Raw genomic sequence first — 15,143 nt, forward strand, 5'->3', positions numbered from 1 at the left:
AATCAGCATCCCCGGCAAAGAGATTAAGGCGAGGCGGGCTGCCAGGTATTAACCGCTTGCGTGTCGATCGGTTTTGGCAGCAGCTTCGCCTGATAAAAAGCGTCAGCAATTTTTTGCTGTTCGGCCAGATCGGCTGGTTTTACTGGCTCGATGTGATAACTACGCTGCGCATTGGCTTGTACTACAGTTGATATCGGTAATTTCCCCACAGCGGTGACAGCAGTTTCGCTGCCTCAGCAGGATGCGCTTTCAGCCATTCAGCCTGAGTTTCCAGCGCGTTATAGACAGTATTCAACACGGCAGGATGCGCTTTAGCATACTCTGTCGATGCCAGATAATAGCGTTGATAACTCGCCAAACCTCTGCCGCTCGTCACTACCCGCACATGCTGTTCAGCCTTCGCGCTGGTCACATAAGGTTCCCAAGTTACCCAAGCTGCGACGCTGCCATTTTCCATTGCAGCCCGCCCATCAGCAGGCGTTAACCAAGCGGGGAAACATCGCTGAATTTCAAACCCGCTTTATTCAGCGCAGCGATCAGCAAATAGTGGCTGCCTGCCGCCTTGGTGACAGCAATCTTTTTCCCTTTCAAATCCTGCAGTGTTTTAATCGATGAATCCGCCGGAACCAAAATCGCCTGCGCATCTGGTGAGGGTGTTTCGCGGGCGTAATACGTCAGATTAGCGCCTGCCGCCTGCGCAAAAACCGGTACGGTATCGGCGACATCAGCAGATAAATCAACATTATTCAAATTGAGCGCTTCGAGTAGCGGTAAACCGCTAGAGAATTCATGCCAGCTGACTTTTACCCCTTGGCTGGCAAGAGATTTATCCAGCTCGCCACGCTGTTTAATCAGCGTCAGCAAGGTAGATGATTTTTGATAACCGATACGTAAGGTTTGTTCTGCGGCGTGGAGTGGCAAGGAAAACAAGGCGGCGACCAACAGGGCGCCGCCAAGAGCGTTAAGGCGGGTCATGATGCATCCTTATGAGTTACTAAGCCTCAGGCGATAATAGGGAGGGCCCTCTATCCACTAAACGCCGTTTTCTCATAAGCTTTGCCGCGCAGCAGATAACTCGCTGCGCAACGATTAATCCGCCATTAAGTGGCCGTACATCACCATCAAGCGGCGGGTAACGCCGTTGGTCCAGCCAAACCCATCTTGCAAAGGATATTCACCGCCGCCACCAGGACGTGCACGATCGCCGCTGATGTCATATTTCTCAACCAGCTTATGATGCAGCTGATAGAAATTATTGACGGTGTTTAGCCAGTTCACCGCTATTTCGCTGGCAAGGGTCTCTTCACCGTAGTTATTTAAGCCAACCACCGCCATCCACTGCATGGGAGCCCAACCGTTGGGGGCATCCCACTGCTCACCGCTGTCGACCATGGACGTTAGTAATCCACCATTACTCAGTAGCAGCTGGCGCAGGGCGATAGATTGCAGATGCGCCTGATGCGGCGTAGCAAGGCCAACAAACAGCGGCACCACAGAAGCCGCGGTAAAAGCACCGAAGCGCGCACGTCGCCAGTCATAATCGCGGAACACGCCTGCGGTGCTGTCCCACAAGTAGCGAGTAATCGCACGTTTACGCGCCTCAGCTTTCTTCTGCCAGGCAAGTGCAGTTAACTCTTCACCTTTGGCGTGCGATAACGTAGCAATCATCAACTCAAGCTTGTAAAGAAACGCATTGAGGTCAATGGGAATAAATTGCGTGGTGCGAATGCTTGACAGACGTTTTGGATTACGCAGCCAGCGCGAAGAGTAATCCCAGCCGGATGCGGCACCAGCACGCAGGTCACGATAAACCTCACTTGCCGGACGTTTTGACTGACGCGCGGTTTCCACGTCTTCAATCCACGACTCGTCACGCGGCGTGTCGCGGTCATCCCAGTAACGATTCAACAATGAACCGTTTGGCATGCGCACCACATGACGATAAGCCTGGTTTGGCATCAGCTCACCCGCGCCATCCATCCAGAAGTGGTATTCCTTCATCAGCTGCTCAAGATAGCGCTTTGCGCCTCGCACACCATCTTCTTCAAACAGCTCAACCATGAGCGCAAACACCGGCGGCTGAGAACGGCTGAGATAATAGGTGCGGTTGCCGTTGGGAATATGGCCGTAATTGTCGATTAACCAGGCAAAGTTATCCGCCATGTGACGCAGTAAATCGTCACGACCCGATTCCGCCAGGCCCAGCATGGTGAAATAGGAATCCCAATAGTAGGTTTCACCGAAGCGTCCGCCTGGCACGACATAAGGTTTTGGCAGCGGCAGCAGTGAGGAATGCGGCATGTGTTGCTGCGGCATTTTAGTCAGCACCGGCCATAAATCATCGATGTGCTCGTTAAGCGTTTTGTCAGGGTTCGAGACATAAAAGCTCTCGTTAACGCCTGGCAAATAGAAGTGATCGGCCACGAAACGCGACAGGTCAAAGTCGCTGCTGCGTTTTTGACGGCGATAGCGCATCAGCACGTCGAGCGGATCATACTTTGGCGAACAGTCAGGAAAGGTTTTGCTATCTTCAAAAATGCGCGACATTTGAACGTTTTCAAACAGTTCAAGGTAGCGATCTGCTGGCGTCAGCGCGTCTGGAGCCGGTAAGCCTTCGATCAGCTCGGGCTCTGGTTCAGAATCTTGCATGCCGTCCAATTTCAGTTCATGGGGATCGTATAGATACTCAACGTCCGCACCTGCACGAACTTCTTCGAATGCATTGAGTTGCTGGCGATTAGTATTAATAGCGGCCTCCAGAGCAGTCCGGTTTGCATAAAGAGAAAATTATAGACCTCTCAACCTGCCAAACAACAATGCAGATTGCCTATGAACGTAATAAAAATTGTCTATTAATCGGTTTTTTTGCATAAATTATAGCCATATCAACTAAATATGCGGTGGTTCACAAAAAATGCATTTCAGATGAATCTCTTAGGTAACTAAAGAAATCAGTTTAGTCTGACAAAAATGGGTATTTATTAACATTTAGACAAGTTTTACAGCCTAAAAAAGGGTGCATAACGTGGCATACGAAGCGACGAATGCAATAAATTAAGTGCTTAGGCGTTGTCATTTATCAGTGTGTAATGAGGCCAATTGTTCAGCATGGGGAAAGCTGAAGAGGAATAACGCTATTAAGCACGATGTTCCCACGAAAGGGAACATCGCACTGACTCATTTTTTCATCGCTGCCCGAATCACATCTTGATAAGGGGTGGTTGCGCGACCAATCAGTTTACTCAGCGTATGAGAATCATCGAACAAACCGCCTTGCGCTGCGCCAGCGTCAGAATCCGCCAACATATCAGCCAACCCTTGTGGCAAGCCTGCGTTTTTGAGTGCGTCAGCAAACTCCGCTTGTGGCAGATTGATGTAATCCACTTTCTCGCCGCTTTGTACCGCAATCTCTGCGGTGAACTGTGCCAGCGTATAATGATCATCGCCAGCCAGTTCATAAATCTTACCGGCCTGATCGTCGCTGAGCATGACTTCTGCGGCGGCCTCGGCATAATCCTGCCGTGATGCCGACGCGATGCGGCCATTATCTGCTGCGCCGATAAACGCATGGTGTGCCAGCGCCGGAGCAATACTTGCGGCGTAATTCTCGCTGTACCAACCGTTACGCAGCAGCGCGAACGGCACGCCTGAAGCCTGTAATAAGGCTTCGGTAGCGCGGTGCTCAATACCTAATCCCAGTGGCGATTTATCGGCATGCAGCAGGCTGGTGTAGGCAATGAATTTTACGCCTGCGGTTTTGGCCGCATCGATCACCGCTTTATGCTGCGCTTCACGCTGGCCGACTTCGCTGCCAGAGATGAGCAGCAGTTTTTCAACGCCCGCAAACGCGGCAACCAGCGTCTCTGGCTTATTGTAATCGGCTGCGCGCACCTGCACACCTTGCCTGGCGAGGTCAGCGGCTTTTTCCGGTGAGCGCACGGCGGCAATCAGCTGCCCGGCAGAAATTTTCTTCACTAATGCTTCAATCACTAAACGGCCTAATTGGCCAGTCGCGCCTGTTACTGCAATCATTTTGATATTCCCTTTAATTTTGCTGTTGGTGAAAAACAGCCTACGAGATAAGCTAACTTTTAGTAAGTACTTACCTAATTGTTAGTATCAAGAGAACAGATTAAATGTCTGAAAAGCTAAGTGAAAAATTTAACCGTGGTGCGCTGTTAAACGTAAATTGCCCTTCCCGTGAGGTGTTAAAGCGCATTACCAGTCGCTGGAGCGTGCTGATTTTGCTGGCACTGAAAAAGGAAACGCTGCGGTTTAGCGAACTGCGGCGCACCGTGGGTGGCGTCAGTGAACGCATGTTGTCGCAGACGCTGCGTCATATGGAAGAGGATGGCTTTGTTGAGCGTATTGCTTACGAAGTGGTGCCGCCGCACGTGGAATATCGCCTTACGCCGCTGGGGCGTGAAGTCGAAGCGCAAGTCACCGGACTTGCCGATTGGCTGGAGGAGAATCTCAGTCGCATTCTGGCGCAGCGCGAGAATTAATTGACCGATAAGCGGATGCAAGGTGAAGAGCAAGGCAGTGGTGAGAATCGATAAATGCGCGCTGCTTCCACAGCGCGCATGCGTGAAATCAAGCATGAGGTTTAGTGCAGATACTTTTCAAACCACGCCAGCGTTCGGCTCCAGGCTAACTCCGCTGCGGCTTTGTCATAGCGTGGCGTTGAATCATTATGAAAACCGTGATTCACACCGGGATAAATATACGCTTCATAGACTTTGTCATTCTGCTTTAAAGCGGCTTCATACGCAGGCCAGCCAGCATTGATATTCTTATCCAGCTCAGCGTAATGCAGCAGCAGCGGCGCTTTGATCCGTGGCACATCTTCAGCCTTGGGCTGACGACCATAAAACGGTACGGCGCAAGCTAAATCCGGGAAGGCCACCGCTGCCGCATTTGACACACCGCCGCCGTAGCAAAATCCGGTGATGCCGACTTTCCCGGTCGCTTCCTGGTGGTGCATAAGAAAATCGATCGCGGCGAAAAAATCGTTCATCAATTTGGTGGGGTCCACTTTGGCCTGCATTTCTCGGCCTTCATCGTCATTGCCTGGATAGCCGCCCAGCGAACTCAATCCATCCGGTGCCAGCGCAATATAGCCCGCTTTCGCCACACGGCGCGCCACGTCTTCTATATAGGGATTCAATCCCCGATTCTCATGCACCACAACCACCGCAGGCACTTTGCCTTTGGCATTGGCCGGTTTCACGAGATAGCCGCGCACCTCGCCATGACCTTGCGGTGAAGGGTAGTGAATGTATTCCGGTTTGATGTCGGGATCGGTGAATTCAACCTGACTGGCCAGCGCATAGTTAGGACTCATCATGCCGAGCAGCGTAGCGCCAGTCATGCCGCCAATCGCCAGCTTGCCTGCCATAGAAATGAATTCGCGTTTACTGATTCTGCCGTGTGCGTAGTAATCGTAGAGTTCGAGTAATTCCTGAGGGAAATCTTGTGCTGTTAGACGTGTCATAACAATTCCTTAACCCAGATTAACAGGAGGCGATGCCGCTTTAACAAAGCACAGCTTGTCAGCTGAGGCAACCGGGATGACTCATCGGGTTAAATGTAATTAACGTAACGGTAGGTGAAAATAACGTGATCGCTCACGCAAATTTTTTTATTGGCTATTTCCAAGTGGATTTATCTGCTACGCGCCAATAAGCTTCTTTACAAACTAATCTGTTAATTTAATAAAGAAAATAAACTCAATTTATTAACATTAGTCGTTTGCTGAAAGCGCATGAATTGGCTCATTCCGCACCCCTTTATAATCGTGGCAAATTAACCTTAAGCACCTAAAAAAGGCTAAGGCGCTGGTTGAAGTGGAAATCTGTCTAACGCATTAAAAAATAGGATTTTTGCATAACAAGCTCTACGATTAAGCCCCTGTTTTTGACAAGGTTTATACCAGAATAAACCGTAAAAACAGGATGTTGTCATGATTTTTATTCCTAAGCTTTTCTTTGCGAAAGCAGCGTTTTTGCTGCTATTTGATATAACATTTATGTCACATAAAGGTGTTTGAATTAACTTTTGCGCCTTGTTTTTAAATAGATAATTGCCGCGAAAAACAATGACCAAAATCAAAAAAGACTGTTATAGTTTTTGCTCTCCCGATTGTTTCTGTTTCTCTTAGGCGAAGTGTTCTACATTTCGCGGCGGAAATTTAATTAAACGCAATGTGAAATATTTACATTGTGCTTAACTTGTTAATTATAAGTAAATATATGGTGTTCTATGTGGCAAAGAGGTAAGCAATGTTTGGATTAGATGCCTTTCATCTGGCCAGGATACAGTTCGCATTTACTGTTTCCTTCCATATTATCTTTCCCGCCATCACCATCGGCCTGGCCAGTTTTCTGGCAGTGCTCGAAGGTATGTGGCTGAAATCCCGTAATCAAACTTATCGCGATCTCTATCATTTCTGGTCCAAAGTCTTTGCCGTGAACTTCGGTATGGGCGTGGTATCCGGTTTGGTGATGGCGTATCAGTTCGGGACTAACTGGAGTGGCTTCTCGCAGTTCGCGGGCAGTATCACCGGTCCGTTACTGACCTATGAAGTATTAACCGCATTCTTCCTTGAAGCGGGCTTCCTTGGGGTGATGCTGTTTGGTTGGAACCGCGTGGGTCCGGGCTTGCACTTCTTTGCCACCTGCATGGTTGCACTCGGCACCATTATCTCCACTTTCTGGATATTGGCGTCTAATAGCTGGATGCACACGCCGCAGGGTTACATCATCGAAAACGGTATTGTGATCCCGCAAGACTGGTTCAAGATTGTCTTTAACCCATCGTTCCCGTATCGATTGTTGCACATGTCTACAGCGGCATTCCTTGCCAGCGCCTTCTTTGTTGGCTCTTCGGCTGCGTGGCATTTGCTGAAAGGAAATGATAATCCAGCCATTCGTAAAATGTTCTCGATGGCGCTGTGGATGGCGCTGATTGTGTCGCCAATTCAGGCGATGATCGGTGACGCGCACGGCTTGAATACCCTGGAGCATCAACCGGCGAAAATCGCTGCCATTGAAGGCCATTGGGAAAACCCACCAGGCGAAGCCACGCCGCTGATCCTGTTTGGCATCCCGGATATGGAAGAAGAGCGCACCAAATATGCGCTGGAAGTGCCTTATCTTGGCAGCCTGATCTTGACGCACAGCCTGGACAAGCAGGTTCCGGCGCTGAAGACTTTCCCGAAAGAGGATCGTCCGAACTCCACCGTGATTTTCTGGTCGTTCCGCGTGATGGTCGCGATGGGGCTGCTGATGATTACGCTTGGCGTGGTCAGCCTGTGGTTGCGTTTTAAAGGTCGCTTGTATGAGTCGCGTCCCTTCCTGTGGTTCGCCCTGTTCATGGGGCCGAGTGGTCTGCTGGCCATATTAGCCGGTTGGTTCACCACAGAAATTGGTCGTCAACCTTGGGTGGTTTACGGCGTGCAGCGCACCATTGATGCGGTCTCCGCGCATGGTGACCTGCATATGAGTATCAGCCTGCTGGCGTTCATCGTGGTCTACTGCTCGGTATTTGGTGTCGGTTATCACTACATGATGCGTCTGATTAAACAGGGTCCGATTACTGGCGAAGGTCACGTGGTTGAACACGGTGGTCCGGGTCAGAAGAAAACCCCTGCGCGTCCGCTGTCTGCAGCAACGCATAAGGAAGGAGACCTCTAAGATGATCGATTTCTCTATTATCTGGTTCACGATTATCGTCTTCGCCACGCTGATGTACATCGTGATGGATGGCTTCGATCTCGGTATCGGCATTCTGTTCCCGTTCAACAAAGATCCGGTTGAGCGTGACATGATGGTGAACACCGTTGCACCGGTTTGGGATGGTAACGAAACCTGGCTGGTGTTGGGCGGCGCGGGCCTGTATGGCGCGTTTCCGCTGGCGTATTCGGTGATTGCCGATGCGTTGTCGATTCCATTGACTGCCATGTTGATTGGCCTGATTTTCCGGGGCGTGGCGTTTGAATTCCGCTTCAAGGCAATCGAAGAGCATCGCGCGTTCTGGGATAAATCTTTTATCGCCGGTTCGCTGTTGGCCACCTTTAGTCAGGGCGTCGCAGTCGGCGCGATGCTGAACGGCATTCCGGTTGAAGGCCGCGCTTTCGCCGGTTCAGCAATGGATTGGTTCGCGCCATTCCCGCTGTTCTGTGGTGTGGGCTTAGTGGTGGCGTATGCGCTGCTGGGCTGCACCTGGTTGATCATGAAAACCGAGAACGAGCTGCATCGTAAGATGTCGGCGCTGGCGACACCGCTGGTGATTACGCTATTAGTGATTGTGGCCATTATCAGCTTGTGGACGCCATTCTCGCATGCCGATATCGCGCATCGCTGGTTCAGCCGTCCGAACCTATTCTGGTTCCTGCCCGTTCCAGTGCTGGTGCTGCTGTGTTCATGGGGCATCATGCGGGCTATCAAGCGTGAAGCGCACTATTCGCCATTCCTGTTAACGCTGGCGCTGGTTTTCCTGGGCTTCTCCGGTTTAGGCATCAGCATCTGGCCAAACATTATTCCGCCGTCGGTCTCCATCTGGGCGGCAGCATCACCGCCGCAAAGCCAGGCATTTATGCTGGTGGGTAGCCTGCTGATCATTCCAATGATTCTGGGTTACACCTTCTGGAGCTACTACGTGTTCCGCGGAAAAATCAAAGCAGACGAAGGATACCATTGATATGCAAACCGAGGTCAGCAGCACGAAAACCCACAATGAGACGAAAGCCCCATGGTGGAAACGTATAATGTGGCTGGTGATCATCTACGGCGCAAGCGTGCTGGCACTTGGTGTGGTGGCATCACTGTTTCGTATGATTATGACAGCGGCAGGTATGCGAAGTCATTAAACGAACTCTGCTATAAAGGCTGGCTCTGCCAGCCTTTTTTAATTAGTACCCTAAGCAATTAATGCGATTTATGCCTGAGAAGCCTACGGTTTCTTTACCCTTCCTTACATTCTTTATACGTTTTTGTTATTCTTTTGTGACGAATCTCGCAGTACAACTCACTTCGACGTAAACCACCATGCTCAGCCTGACCCTTAAGAAACAGTACATCAACGATTTGGTGGACTGGATAGAGGCGAATCTGACCGACGATCTCAACATCGATCTGATTACCCTGAAATCTGGTTACTCTAAATGGCACATGCAGCGCATGTTCAAAGAGATGACCGGACAAACGCTGGCGGCTTATACGCGCAAGCGCCGTTTAACCCTGTCTGCAATGGCGCTGCGTTTAACCCGGATGCCGCTGATCGACATTGCGGTGCGCTTTGGTTTTGATAATCAGCAGAATTTCACTCGCGTATTCAAGAACCATTTCTCCGTCACGCCAGGTGCATTTCGCCGTATTCCCGATTTGCCGGTAAAGCATTTCCACGGTCGCATTCCGGTGCGTTCACCCATTGATCAGGCTGAATTGGTGATGCGTGAAGACGATCTGCAATTGTGTGGTGAAGTGGTGGAATGGGAATGTAAGTTTGGCGATTACATTCACGACAGCGAGCAGCGTGTTGCCGAGCAGGCGCGGCATTTTGTCCGTTTCGCTGGGCAATATGTCGAACGCGGTTGGCTCGGTTTTCAATACAGCCCTGGCAGTTCTTCCGCTGAACAGCAACATATCAGTCTGTTTCAAGCCCTGGAAAGTCAGCATGCTGAAAAGCTGAGTTCGCAAGTCGTGAACTGGACGGCGAATCGCGGCCTGTATGCGATGATCCGCTGGAGTGGTACACCGGAACAGCTCACGCGTTTTATCTCCGATATTTATTACCTGCACCTGCCAGCACTGGGTGTGGCGCGCCGTCCGGGTAAAGATTTGCTGCGTTTAGATCTTAAAGCCTCCAAGCCAGATTGGCTGATCGGCGTGTTCGCCATTCCGGTAACAAAAGACTAAATGCATATTTCGTGCGGTAATCTGTGACTAACCGCACGATTTTATAAAAAAATCGCCGATTCTGGCGTAAAATCCTCTCTTGAAACCCTGACGTTGCGCATTCATCGGGCAACCATCCTTCAGGGCTGGAATATTCATCTGCAATTCAGGCCGCTTCCGGCTAAAAATGATAAAGACCTCAACTATGCGACTCTCAATGTTGTTCCTTGTTACGGCGCTTTCTGCCATCCCAGCTCTTGCTATGGCGCAGATGGCTGAACCTTTTAATCCGCCTGCTGGGCTGCACCCGCATTCGCAGGGTACTCAGCATGAAATTCTGGGTGATGGACAGTTGCCGCAACACAGTCAGGGTAATCCCGCTACAGCAGGTTTTGCCGATACGTTTTAATCTGACAGAACACGCGCGCGTGCAAACGTGATATGTGCTTTAAGCTCCGCTTCAGGCACATACGCATGAACGGCTTTTACCTGAGTCCTGTTACGCGCTCATCTGTTATTAGCGAGCCGTAAATCAGGCTTTCTGACCCGCTTTTCTGTACTTCTCTGTACTTCGACGCGCTTCTCCTCCTCTTTTTAAGTCGCCTCTTCCTGCGTCACTTCACACCTTTTATTGCGCTTCTCCGAATTCATAAAATATGTTTTAGGCGTGCCGATCGCATTTTTCGTCATTGTGGTTAAGATATATCATAGCTATCTTACTGGCGTTAGATGAGAATGATTTTGATTTCATAACCGGAAAATGGGTTGCGGTGGCTAGCGGTGTAATGCGCTGTGGCGCTGACAATCTGCATCGTGACAGGAGCTGACTTTTGCGAGATAACAAGAAAGAGATCCCAGGTCGTGCGCCACAGCGCGTGCGCAACGAATTACGTTTTCGCCACATCACCGTGACGAGTAAAACCAAAGTCGCCAATCATTTCTGGCGCATCGTTTTTAAGGGTAGCGATCTGGCTGGCTTTAACTCGCCCGGTTTTGATGATCACATCAAAATCTTTTTCCCTGAAGCGGGTAGCGGCGAGTTAGCGCTGCCGCAGATGACTGATGAAGGCATCGTATGGAAAGAGGGCGTGCGTCCTCCAGCGCGTGATTATACGCCGCTGGAGTTTGATGGTGAATCTTCCCTCACCATCGATTTTTATATTCATGAAAGCGGTGTCGCCAGCGATTGGGCAACGCGAGCAAACATTGGCGACACGCTAATCATGGGCGGCCCGCGTGGTTCGCTGGTGGTTCCAACGGATTACGCTTTCCAGCTTTATGTCTGTGACGAAACCGGTTTACCGGCTTTTAAGCGTCGTAAAAAAGATCTGCAGGCTGAAGCGCTGCATCTTTTCGCTTACACCGACGAGCAAACCGGGCGCGGTTATCTGCCGGATCTGGCCGAGGTGAATGTCAGCTGGCTCGGTAACGGCACCATGCAAAGTGAAAACCTGGGCACGCTGATCGCCGCGCTGGACAATATCGCTATTCCGCAGGATGAGTCTTTCATCTGGCTGACCGGTGAAGGCAATTTCGTCAAAACGCTCAGCGACTATTTCACTGTAGATCGCGGTATCGATCCCGCTTACGTACGCGCCGTTGCCTATTGGCACCAGAAGTAGCGCTCCCCGCCGCCTGTGTTGAATTTTGCCAGGCGGCAGACTACTATCAACCTCCTTTTCCCCATCTCCAGGCAGGCAATGAAACAGGACTCAGCATTCTCATGTCATCGCGACAGCGCACCGCGTTCAGGAAGCTGTGGCGGGCGTCGTAAACGTCGGGAAAAAATGCTGGATGCCAGTGATATTCGCCTGTTGATGCTGCACTTTCTTGGGCTGAATGCCGCGCACGGCTACGAACTGATTAAATCGGTTGAGGAACTGTCCAAAGGCGAATATTCCCCCAGTCCCGGCATTATTTATCCGAACCTGACGCTGCTGGAAGAGATGGATGCCATTCGCGTGGTTGATGCGCAGGCATCACGTAAAGCTTATGCGTTAAAGGCGGCCGGACGTGCATTGCTGGAAGAGAACCGCGAGCATATCGCTAGTCTGATTGAACGCTTAACGTCGCTGGCGATTTTGGTGAATAATCGTTCTATTCCTGATGTTGATCAGGCGATCCATCAGATGAAAGCGGCGTTAAATAGTCGCCTTTCGCAGGAAGATATTTCAGAAGAGACGTTGCAGAGCATCATTTCAACCCTCAACGAAGCGGCAAAAAAATCACAACCAGCTGATTAACACGTCTGGTTGTGATCTCTCTGTTTTTAGCGCTGCACTAAGTAAATCTTCTCATTCACCTCAATGTTATGCGTTGGCGTCAGGCTTTTTCCTGTCAACGTGCCCCAGCGAGCGTTCTGGAAAACAGTAATCGCGCACCCGCTGTTTCAGCATTGAAGCATCGGGGAAGCCACCATCGCGCTTGCGCTCCCACAACAAAAAAGTATCGACCTTAATTTCAAATATCCCGCCAGTGCCTGGTTTCAGCGTCACCGACGCGAGATCGTCGGCAAACGTGTGCAGCAGCTCCTGCGCCATCCATGCTGAACGCATTAGCCAGTTACATTGCGTGCAGTAATGTATTTCGATGGTCGGTTTCGGCGTCATGGGGATTACCTCAATAAGATGTTGATTATTCACTTAGAAGTGCAGATTAACAAAATGTGCGCTGTAAGAACCCTCTTAATGTAAATGCTATTGATAATGATTACCACTTGCATTAGATTCTCGGCAAATAATTCATACCTAAAAATAAGTTCAATTTTTTTATGGCTTTATTGTGCGAAGCCATCTTTTGATACTGTCTGCAAGCGTGTGAGCGAATACTAACAATTAATCAGGACTTTCGCGCTCATGTCACTACTTTTTCAGGGAATTACGCCACAGCGGCTGTTTAAAACGGCGCTGATCGCCTCTGCAATTCATACAGCCTGCGGCTACGCCGCCAGCTCGGATCCTTCTGTTCTTGCACTTTCAGCCAGCAAAAGCAGCAGCAGCGAACCGGTAATGACCGTTAACGCACCCCAAGACGAAAAACGTGCGGGCAGCAAAACCTCGCTCTCTGCGGCAGAGCTGCGTCAGCGTGGCGCAAACGACTTTGGTTCTATCATGCGTTACGAACCGCTGATCAGCGCAACCGGCTCCAGCGGCGGTTCGTCTGCTGGGAAAAGTGGTTTCGACCGCGCGGGTTATACGGGTTACAACATTCGTGGGCTGGAAAGTAACCGTGTAGGTCTGGACGTAGATGGCATTCCGCTGCCGCAAGCCACCGGACGCAGCTATGTTGGACGCGCCGGCCTCGACAGCTTTGGCATCGGTCGTGATTACATTGATCCCTACATGTTTGGCCGCATCGACATTGAAAAGGGCGCAACGGCGGTCGATCAACCCAACACCTCAATCGGCGGCAATGTCTCTTTCCGCAACAAAACAGCGGATGATTACCTGCGTCCGGGTAAGGAAACCTACTTCGGTTACCAAAGCGATTATGACTCTTCGAACCGTAGCTGGCACAACGGCATTACCGCTGCGGCGGGCGATGACGAGCTGCGCGGTATTTTCGTTTACAGCCGTCGCGACGGGCAGGAAACCGAAAACAACAGCGGCGAACTTGACGCTTACCCAGCGAACTGGCACTCCGATGCCTTTATGACTTCCGGCATCTGGCAACCCAATGATGAGCACAAACTCAGCGCGACGCTGGATTACTACCACAAAACCAATCATTCGCATTACGACAGTTGGGATACATCCGGTAATACCGTTTGGGGCACTGCGCAGCAGCAAAGTGACACGCGCCGTTTCGGCGCGAGCCTGAGTGATGAATACACGCCGTATAACAATATTATCGATAGCCTGATCACGCGCGTTTACTGGCAGAAAACTGAAGCGCATGACAACACCTACATGCCGTCGAGCGCCAGCGCCTATCAAACGGTTTACTCCGATTACAACAGCGATACTTACGGCTTTGACACGCGGCTGGCGAAAAGTATAGGTCGTCATGAATTGAGCGGCGGCCTTAACGCACGTCTGATCGACACCGAACGTCCGTTCCGCCAATCGCCTACGCCAAGTGTTTATAGTGTGATCATGCAGCCACAGGCCAACAGCCGTAGCTACACGGTGGGCGGTTACGTACAGGATAAGATCAACGTTGACTTCGACAGTCATAATTTCGCGGTGATTCCGGGCGTACGTGTGATGTACCAGAACACCAAGCCGCGAGATGTCTCCACCTTGACCACCAACAGCAGCGCGCTCGACTCCTCAGACGTGTCAGCGCTGTACGGATCTGCGAACACCGATACACAGGTTCTGCCGTCAATTGCTTTCCAATATGATCTGACACCAACGCTGATGACCTATCTGCAATATAGCCGTGGCGCGCAGTTCCCGAATGACACCCAGCTGTATGGTTCGTGGAACCTGGGTTCCAGCTATGCCGGCACAGCGCAATATGCGTTGATAGGTAATCCCGATCTTAAAACCGAAACCAGCAATAACTACGAATGGGGCGTGAAAGGTCTGTTGACCGAAGGCGTCAGCATCAACGCGGCTGCCTTCTATAACGACTATAAAAACTTCATTGCCTTTACCCGTTACACCCGTTCAGGCAATCCCGATAAATTCGTTAATGTACCGAGCAACATCTACACCACTTATGAAGCTGAGAACCGCGATAAGGCATACATTTACGGTGCAGAAATCAGTAGCAAAATTAACTTCGGCACCTGGTTCCAGCAGGTCGATGGTCTGAGCGCCAATCTGGCCTTCGGTTACACCCAGGGCGCAGCGAAGTCGAGCTACCTTGGCGACCGTTATGTCGATCTGGAGAGCGTAGCGCCGATGAAAGCCATCGTTGGCCTGGCGTGGGATGACGTTGATCGCGGTTATGGTGCGGCAGTCACCGCTACTTTCGTGAAAGGCAAGAAAGCGACAGCGACGAACCGGGAAAGCTTCACCAATACAGGTAACGCCATAACGGATTCCAGCACTGATTATATGCGTGTGCCGGGTTATGGCATGGTGGATATGACCGCGTACTGGAACGTCACTAAAAACGTTAAGTTGAGCGGCGGCCTCTATAACCTCACCGATCGGAAATATTGGGATTACCTCAGCAGCCGTGAGTTGACCAGTGATTCACAACAGGATCGCAACGATCAATCGCTGGCGGTGATGCCAGGCCGCACCTTCCAACTGGGTGTTAATGTCGACTTCTGATAATAATTTAGCCCTGCGA

16 protein-coding genes are annotated in these 15,143 nt (G+C 50.8%); 9 read left to right on the forward strand and 7 right to left on the reverse strand.

All coding sequences use genetic code 11. The features are described 5' to 3' along the window. Positions 1–23: 23 nt before the first annotated feature. From KQP84_RS25250 to KQP84_RS06340, 5 genes are all read right to left on the reverse strand, one after another. Positions 24–209, reverse strand: a complete 186-nt coding sequence (locus KQP84_RS25250; RefSeq protein ID WP_252515227.1) for a hypothetical protein — start codon at positions 207–209, stop codon at positions 24–26. Then, positions 182–457: a type 2 periplasmic-binding domain-containing protein gene (locus tag KQP84_RS25255; protein WP_252515228.1), complete on the reverse strand. Its 276-nt coding sequence runs from the start codon at positions 455–457 to the stop codon at positions 182–184. Before KQP84_RS25255 ends, KQP84_RS25250 begins: the two co-directional genes overlap by 28 nt. Before the next feature lie 23 nt (positions 458–480). After that, complete coding sequence (locus tag KQP84_RS25260; RefSeq protein ID WP_252515229.1) at positions 481–975, reverse strand: ABC transporter substrate-binding protein; 495 nt, start codon at positions 973–975, stop codon at positions 481–483. A gap of 114 nt (positions 976–1,089) precedes the next feature. Further along, positions 1,090–2,748, reverse strand: coding sequence for an alpha,alpha-trehalase (locus KQP84_RS06335; RefSeq protein ID WP_215848219.1), 1,659 nt, complete (start codon positions 2,746–2,748; stop codon positions 1,090–1,092). A 429-nt stretch (positions 2,749–3,177) separates the two neighbouring features. Beyond that, complete coding sequence (locus KQP84_RS06340; protein WP_215845627.1) at positions 3,178–4,032, reverse strand: SDR family oxidoreductase; 855 nt, start codon at positions 4,030–4,032, stop codon at positions 3,178–3,180. Positions 4,033–4,136: 104 nt separating this feature from the next. On the opposite strand from KQP84_RS06340, the gene KQP84_RS06345 reads away from it, so the two are divergent. After that, positions 4,137–4,505 carry a winged helix-turn-helix transcriptional regulator gene (locus KQP84_RS06345; protein WP_215845628.1) on the forward strand — a complete coding sequence of 123 codons (369 nt, stop codon included), beginning with the start codon at positions 4,137–4,139 and terminating at the stop codon, positions 4,503–4,505. A gap of 101 nt (positions 4,506–4,606) precedes the next feature. On the opposite strand, the gene yghX is transcribed toward KQP84_RS06345, so the two are convergent. Next, on the reverse strand, positions 4,607–5,494 hold the full coding sequence (gene yghX, locus KQP84_RS06350) for a YghX family hydrolase (RefSeq protein WP_215845629.1): 888 nt from the start codon (positions 5,492–5,494) through the stop codon (positions 4,607–4,609). A 787-nt stretch (positions 5,495–6,281) separates the two neighbouring features. Between yghX and KQP84_RS06355 the strand changes: the two genes are divergently transcribed. The 7 genes from KQP84_RS06355 to KQP84_RS06385 all read left to right on the forward strand — a co-directional run bounded on the left by KQP84_RS06355 (position 6,282) and on the right by KQP84_RS06385 (position 12,139). Further along, entirely contained in the window at positions 6,282–7,694 is a 1,413-nt protein-coding gene (locus tag KQP84_RS06355; RefSeq protein WP_215845630.1) for a cytochrome ubiquinol oxidase subunit I, read from the forward strand. A gap of 1 nt (position 7,695) precedes the next feature. After that, the gene (gene cydB / locus KQP84_RS06360; RefSeq protein WP_215845631.1) at positions 7,696–8,700 is read left to right on the forward strand and encodes a cytochrome d ubiquinol oxidase subunit II; all 1,005 of its coding nucleotides are present in this window, start codon (positions 7,696–7,698) and stop codon (positions 8,698–8,700) included. A gap of 1 nt (position 8,701) precedes the next feature. Beyond that, the gene (locus tag KQP84_RS06365; protein ID WP_215845632.1) at positions 8,702–8,869 is read left to right on the forward strand and encodes a DUF2474 domain-containing protein; all 168 of its coding nucleotides are present in this window, start codon (positions 8,702–8,704) and stop codon (positions 8,867–8,869) included. A gap of 178 nt (positions 8,870–9,047) precedes the next feature. Continuing rightward, positions 9,048–9,917, forward strand: coding sequence for a helix-turn-helix domain-containing protein (locus tag KQP84_RS06370; protein WP_215845633.1), 870 nt, complete (start codon positions 9,048–9,050; stop codon positions 9,915–9,917). Between the two features lie 184 nt (positions 9,918–10,101). Continuing rightward, positions 10,102–10,305 (forward strand): hypothetical protein, encoded by a 204-nt coding sequence (locus KQP84_RS06375; protein ID WP_215845634.1) that lies wholly within the window; start codon positions 10,102–10,104, stop codon positions 10,303–10,305. Positions 10,306–10,726: 421 nt separating this feature from the next. Then, positions 10,727–11,518 (forward strand): siderophore-interacting protein, encoded by a 792-nt coding sequence (locus KQP84_RS06380; RefSeq protein ID WP_243078982.1) that lies wholly within the window; start codon positions 10,727–10,729, stop codon positions 11,516–11,518. A 78-nt stretch (positions 11,519–11,596) separates the two neighbouring features. Beyond that, the gene (locus KQP84_RS06385; protein ID WP_215845635.1) at positions 11,597–12,139 is read left to right on the forward strand and encodes a PadR family transcriptional regulator; all 543 of its coding nucleotides are present in this window, start codon (positions 11,597–11,599) and stop codon (positions 12,137–12,139) included. 66 nt (positions 12,140–12,205) lie between these two features. Here the strand turns inward: KQP84_RS06385 and KQP84_RS06390 are convergent, their stop codons facing one another. Next, positions 12,206–12,505, reverse strand: a complete 300-nt coding sequence (locus KQP84_RS06390; RefSeq protein WP_215845636.1) for an Rdx family protein — start codon at positions 12,503–12,505, stop codon at positions 12,206–12,208. A 246-nt stretch (positions 12,506–12,751) separates the two neighbouring features. On the opposite strand from KQP84_RS06390, the gene KQP84_RS06395 reads away from it, so the two are divergent. Then, positions 12,752–15,124, forward strand: a complete 2,373-nt coding sequence (locus KQP84_RS06395; protein WP_215845637.1) for a TonB-dependent receptor domain-containing protein — start codon at positions 12,752–12,754, stop codon at positions 15,122–15,124. Positions 15,125–15,143 lie beyond the last annotated feature (19 nt).

The sequence above is a fragment of the Candidatus Pantoea bituminis genome (assembly GCF_018842675.1).
In the GTDB taxonomy this organism is placed as follows: domain Bacteria; phylum Pseudomonadota; class Gammaproteobacteria; order Enterobacterales; family Enterobacteriaceae; genus Pantoea; species Pantoea phytostimulans.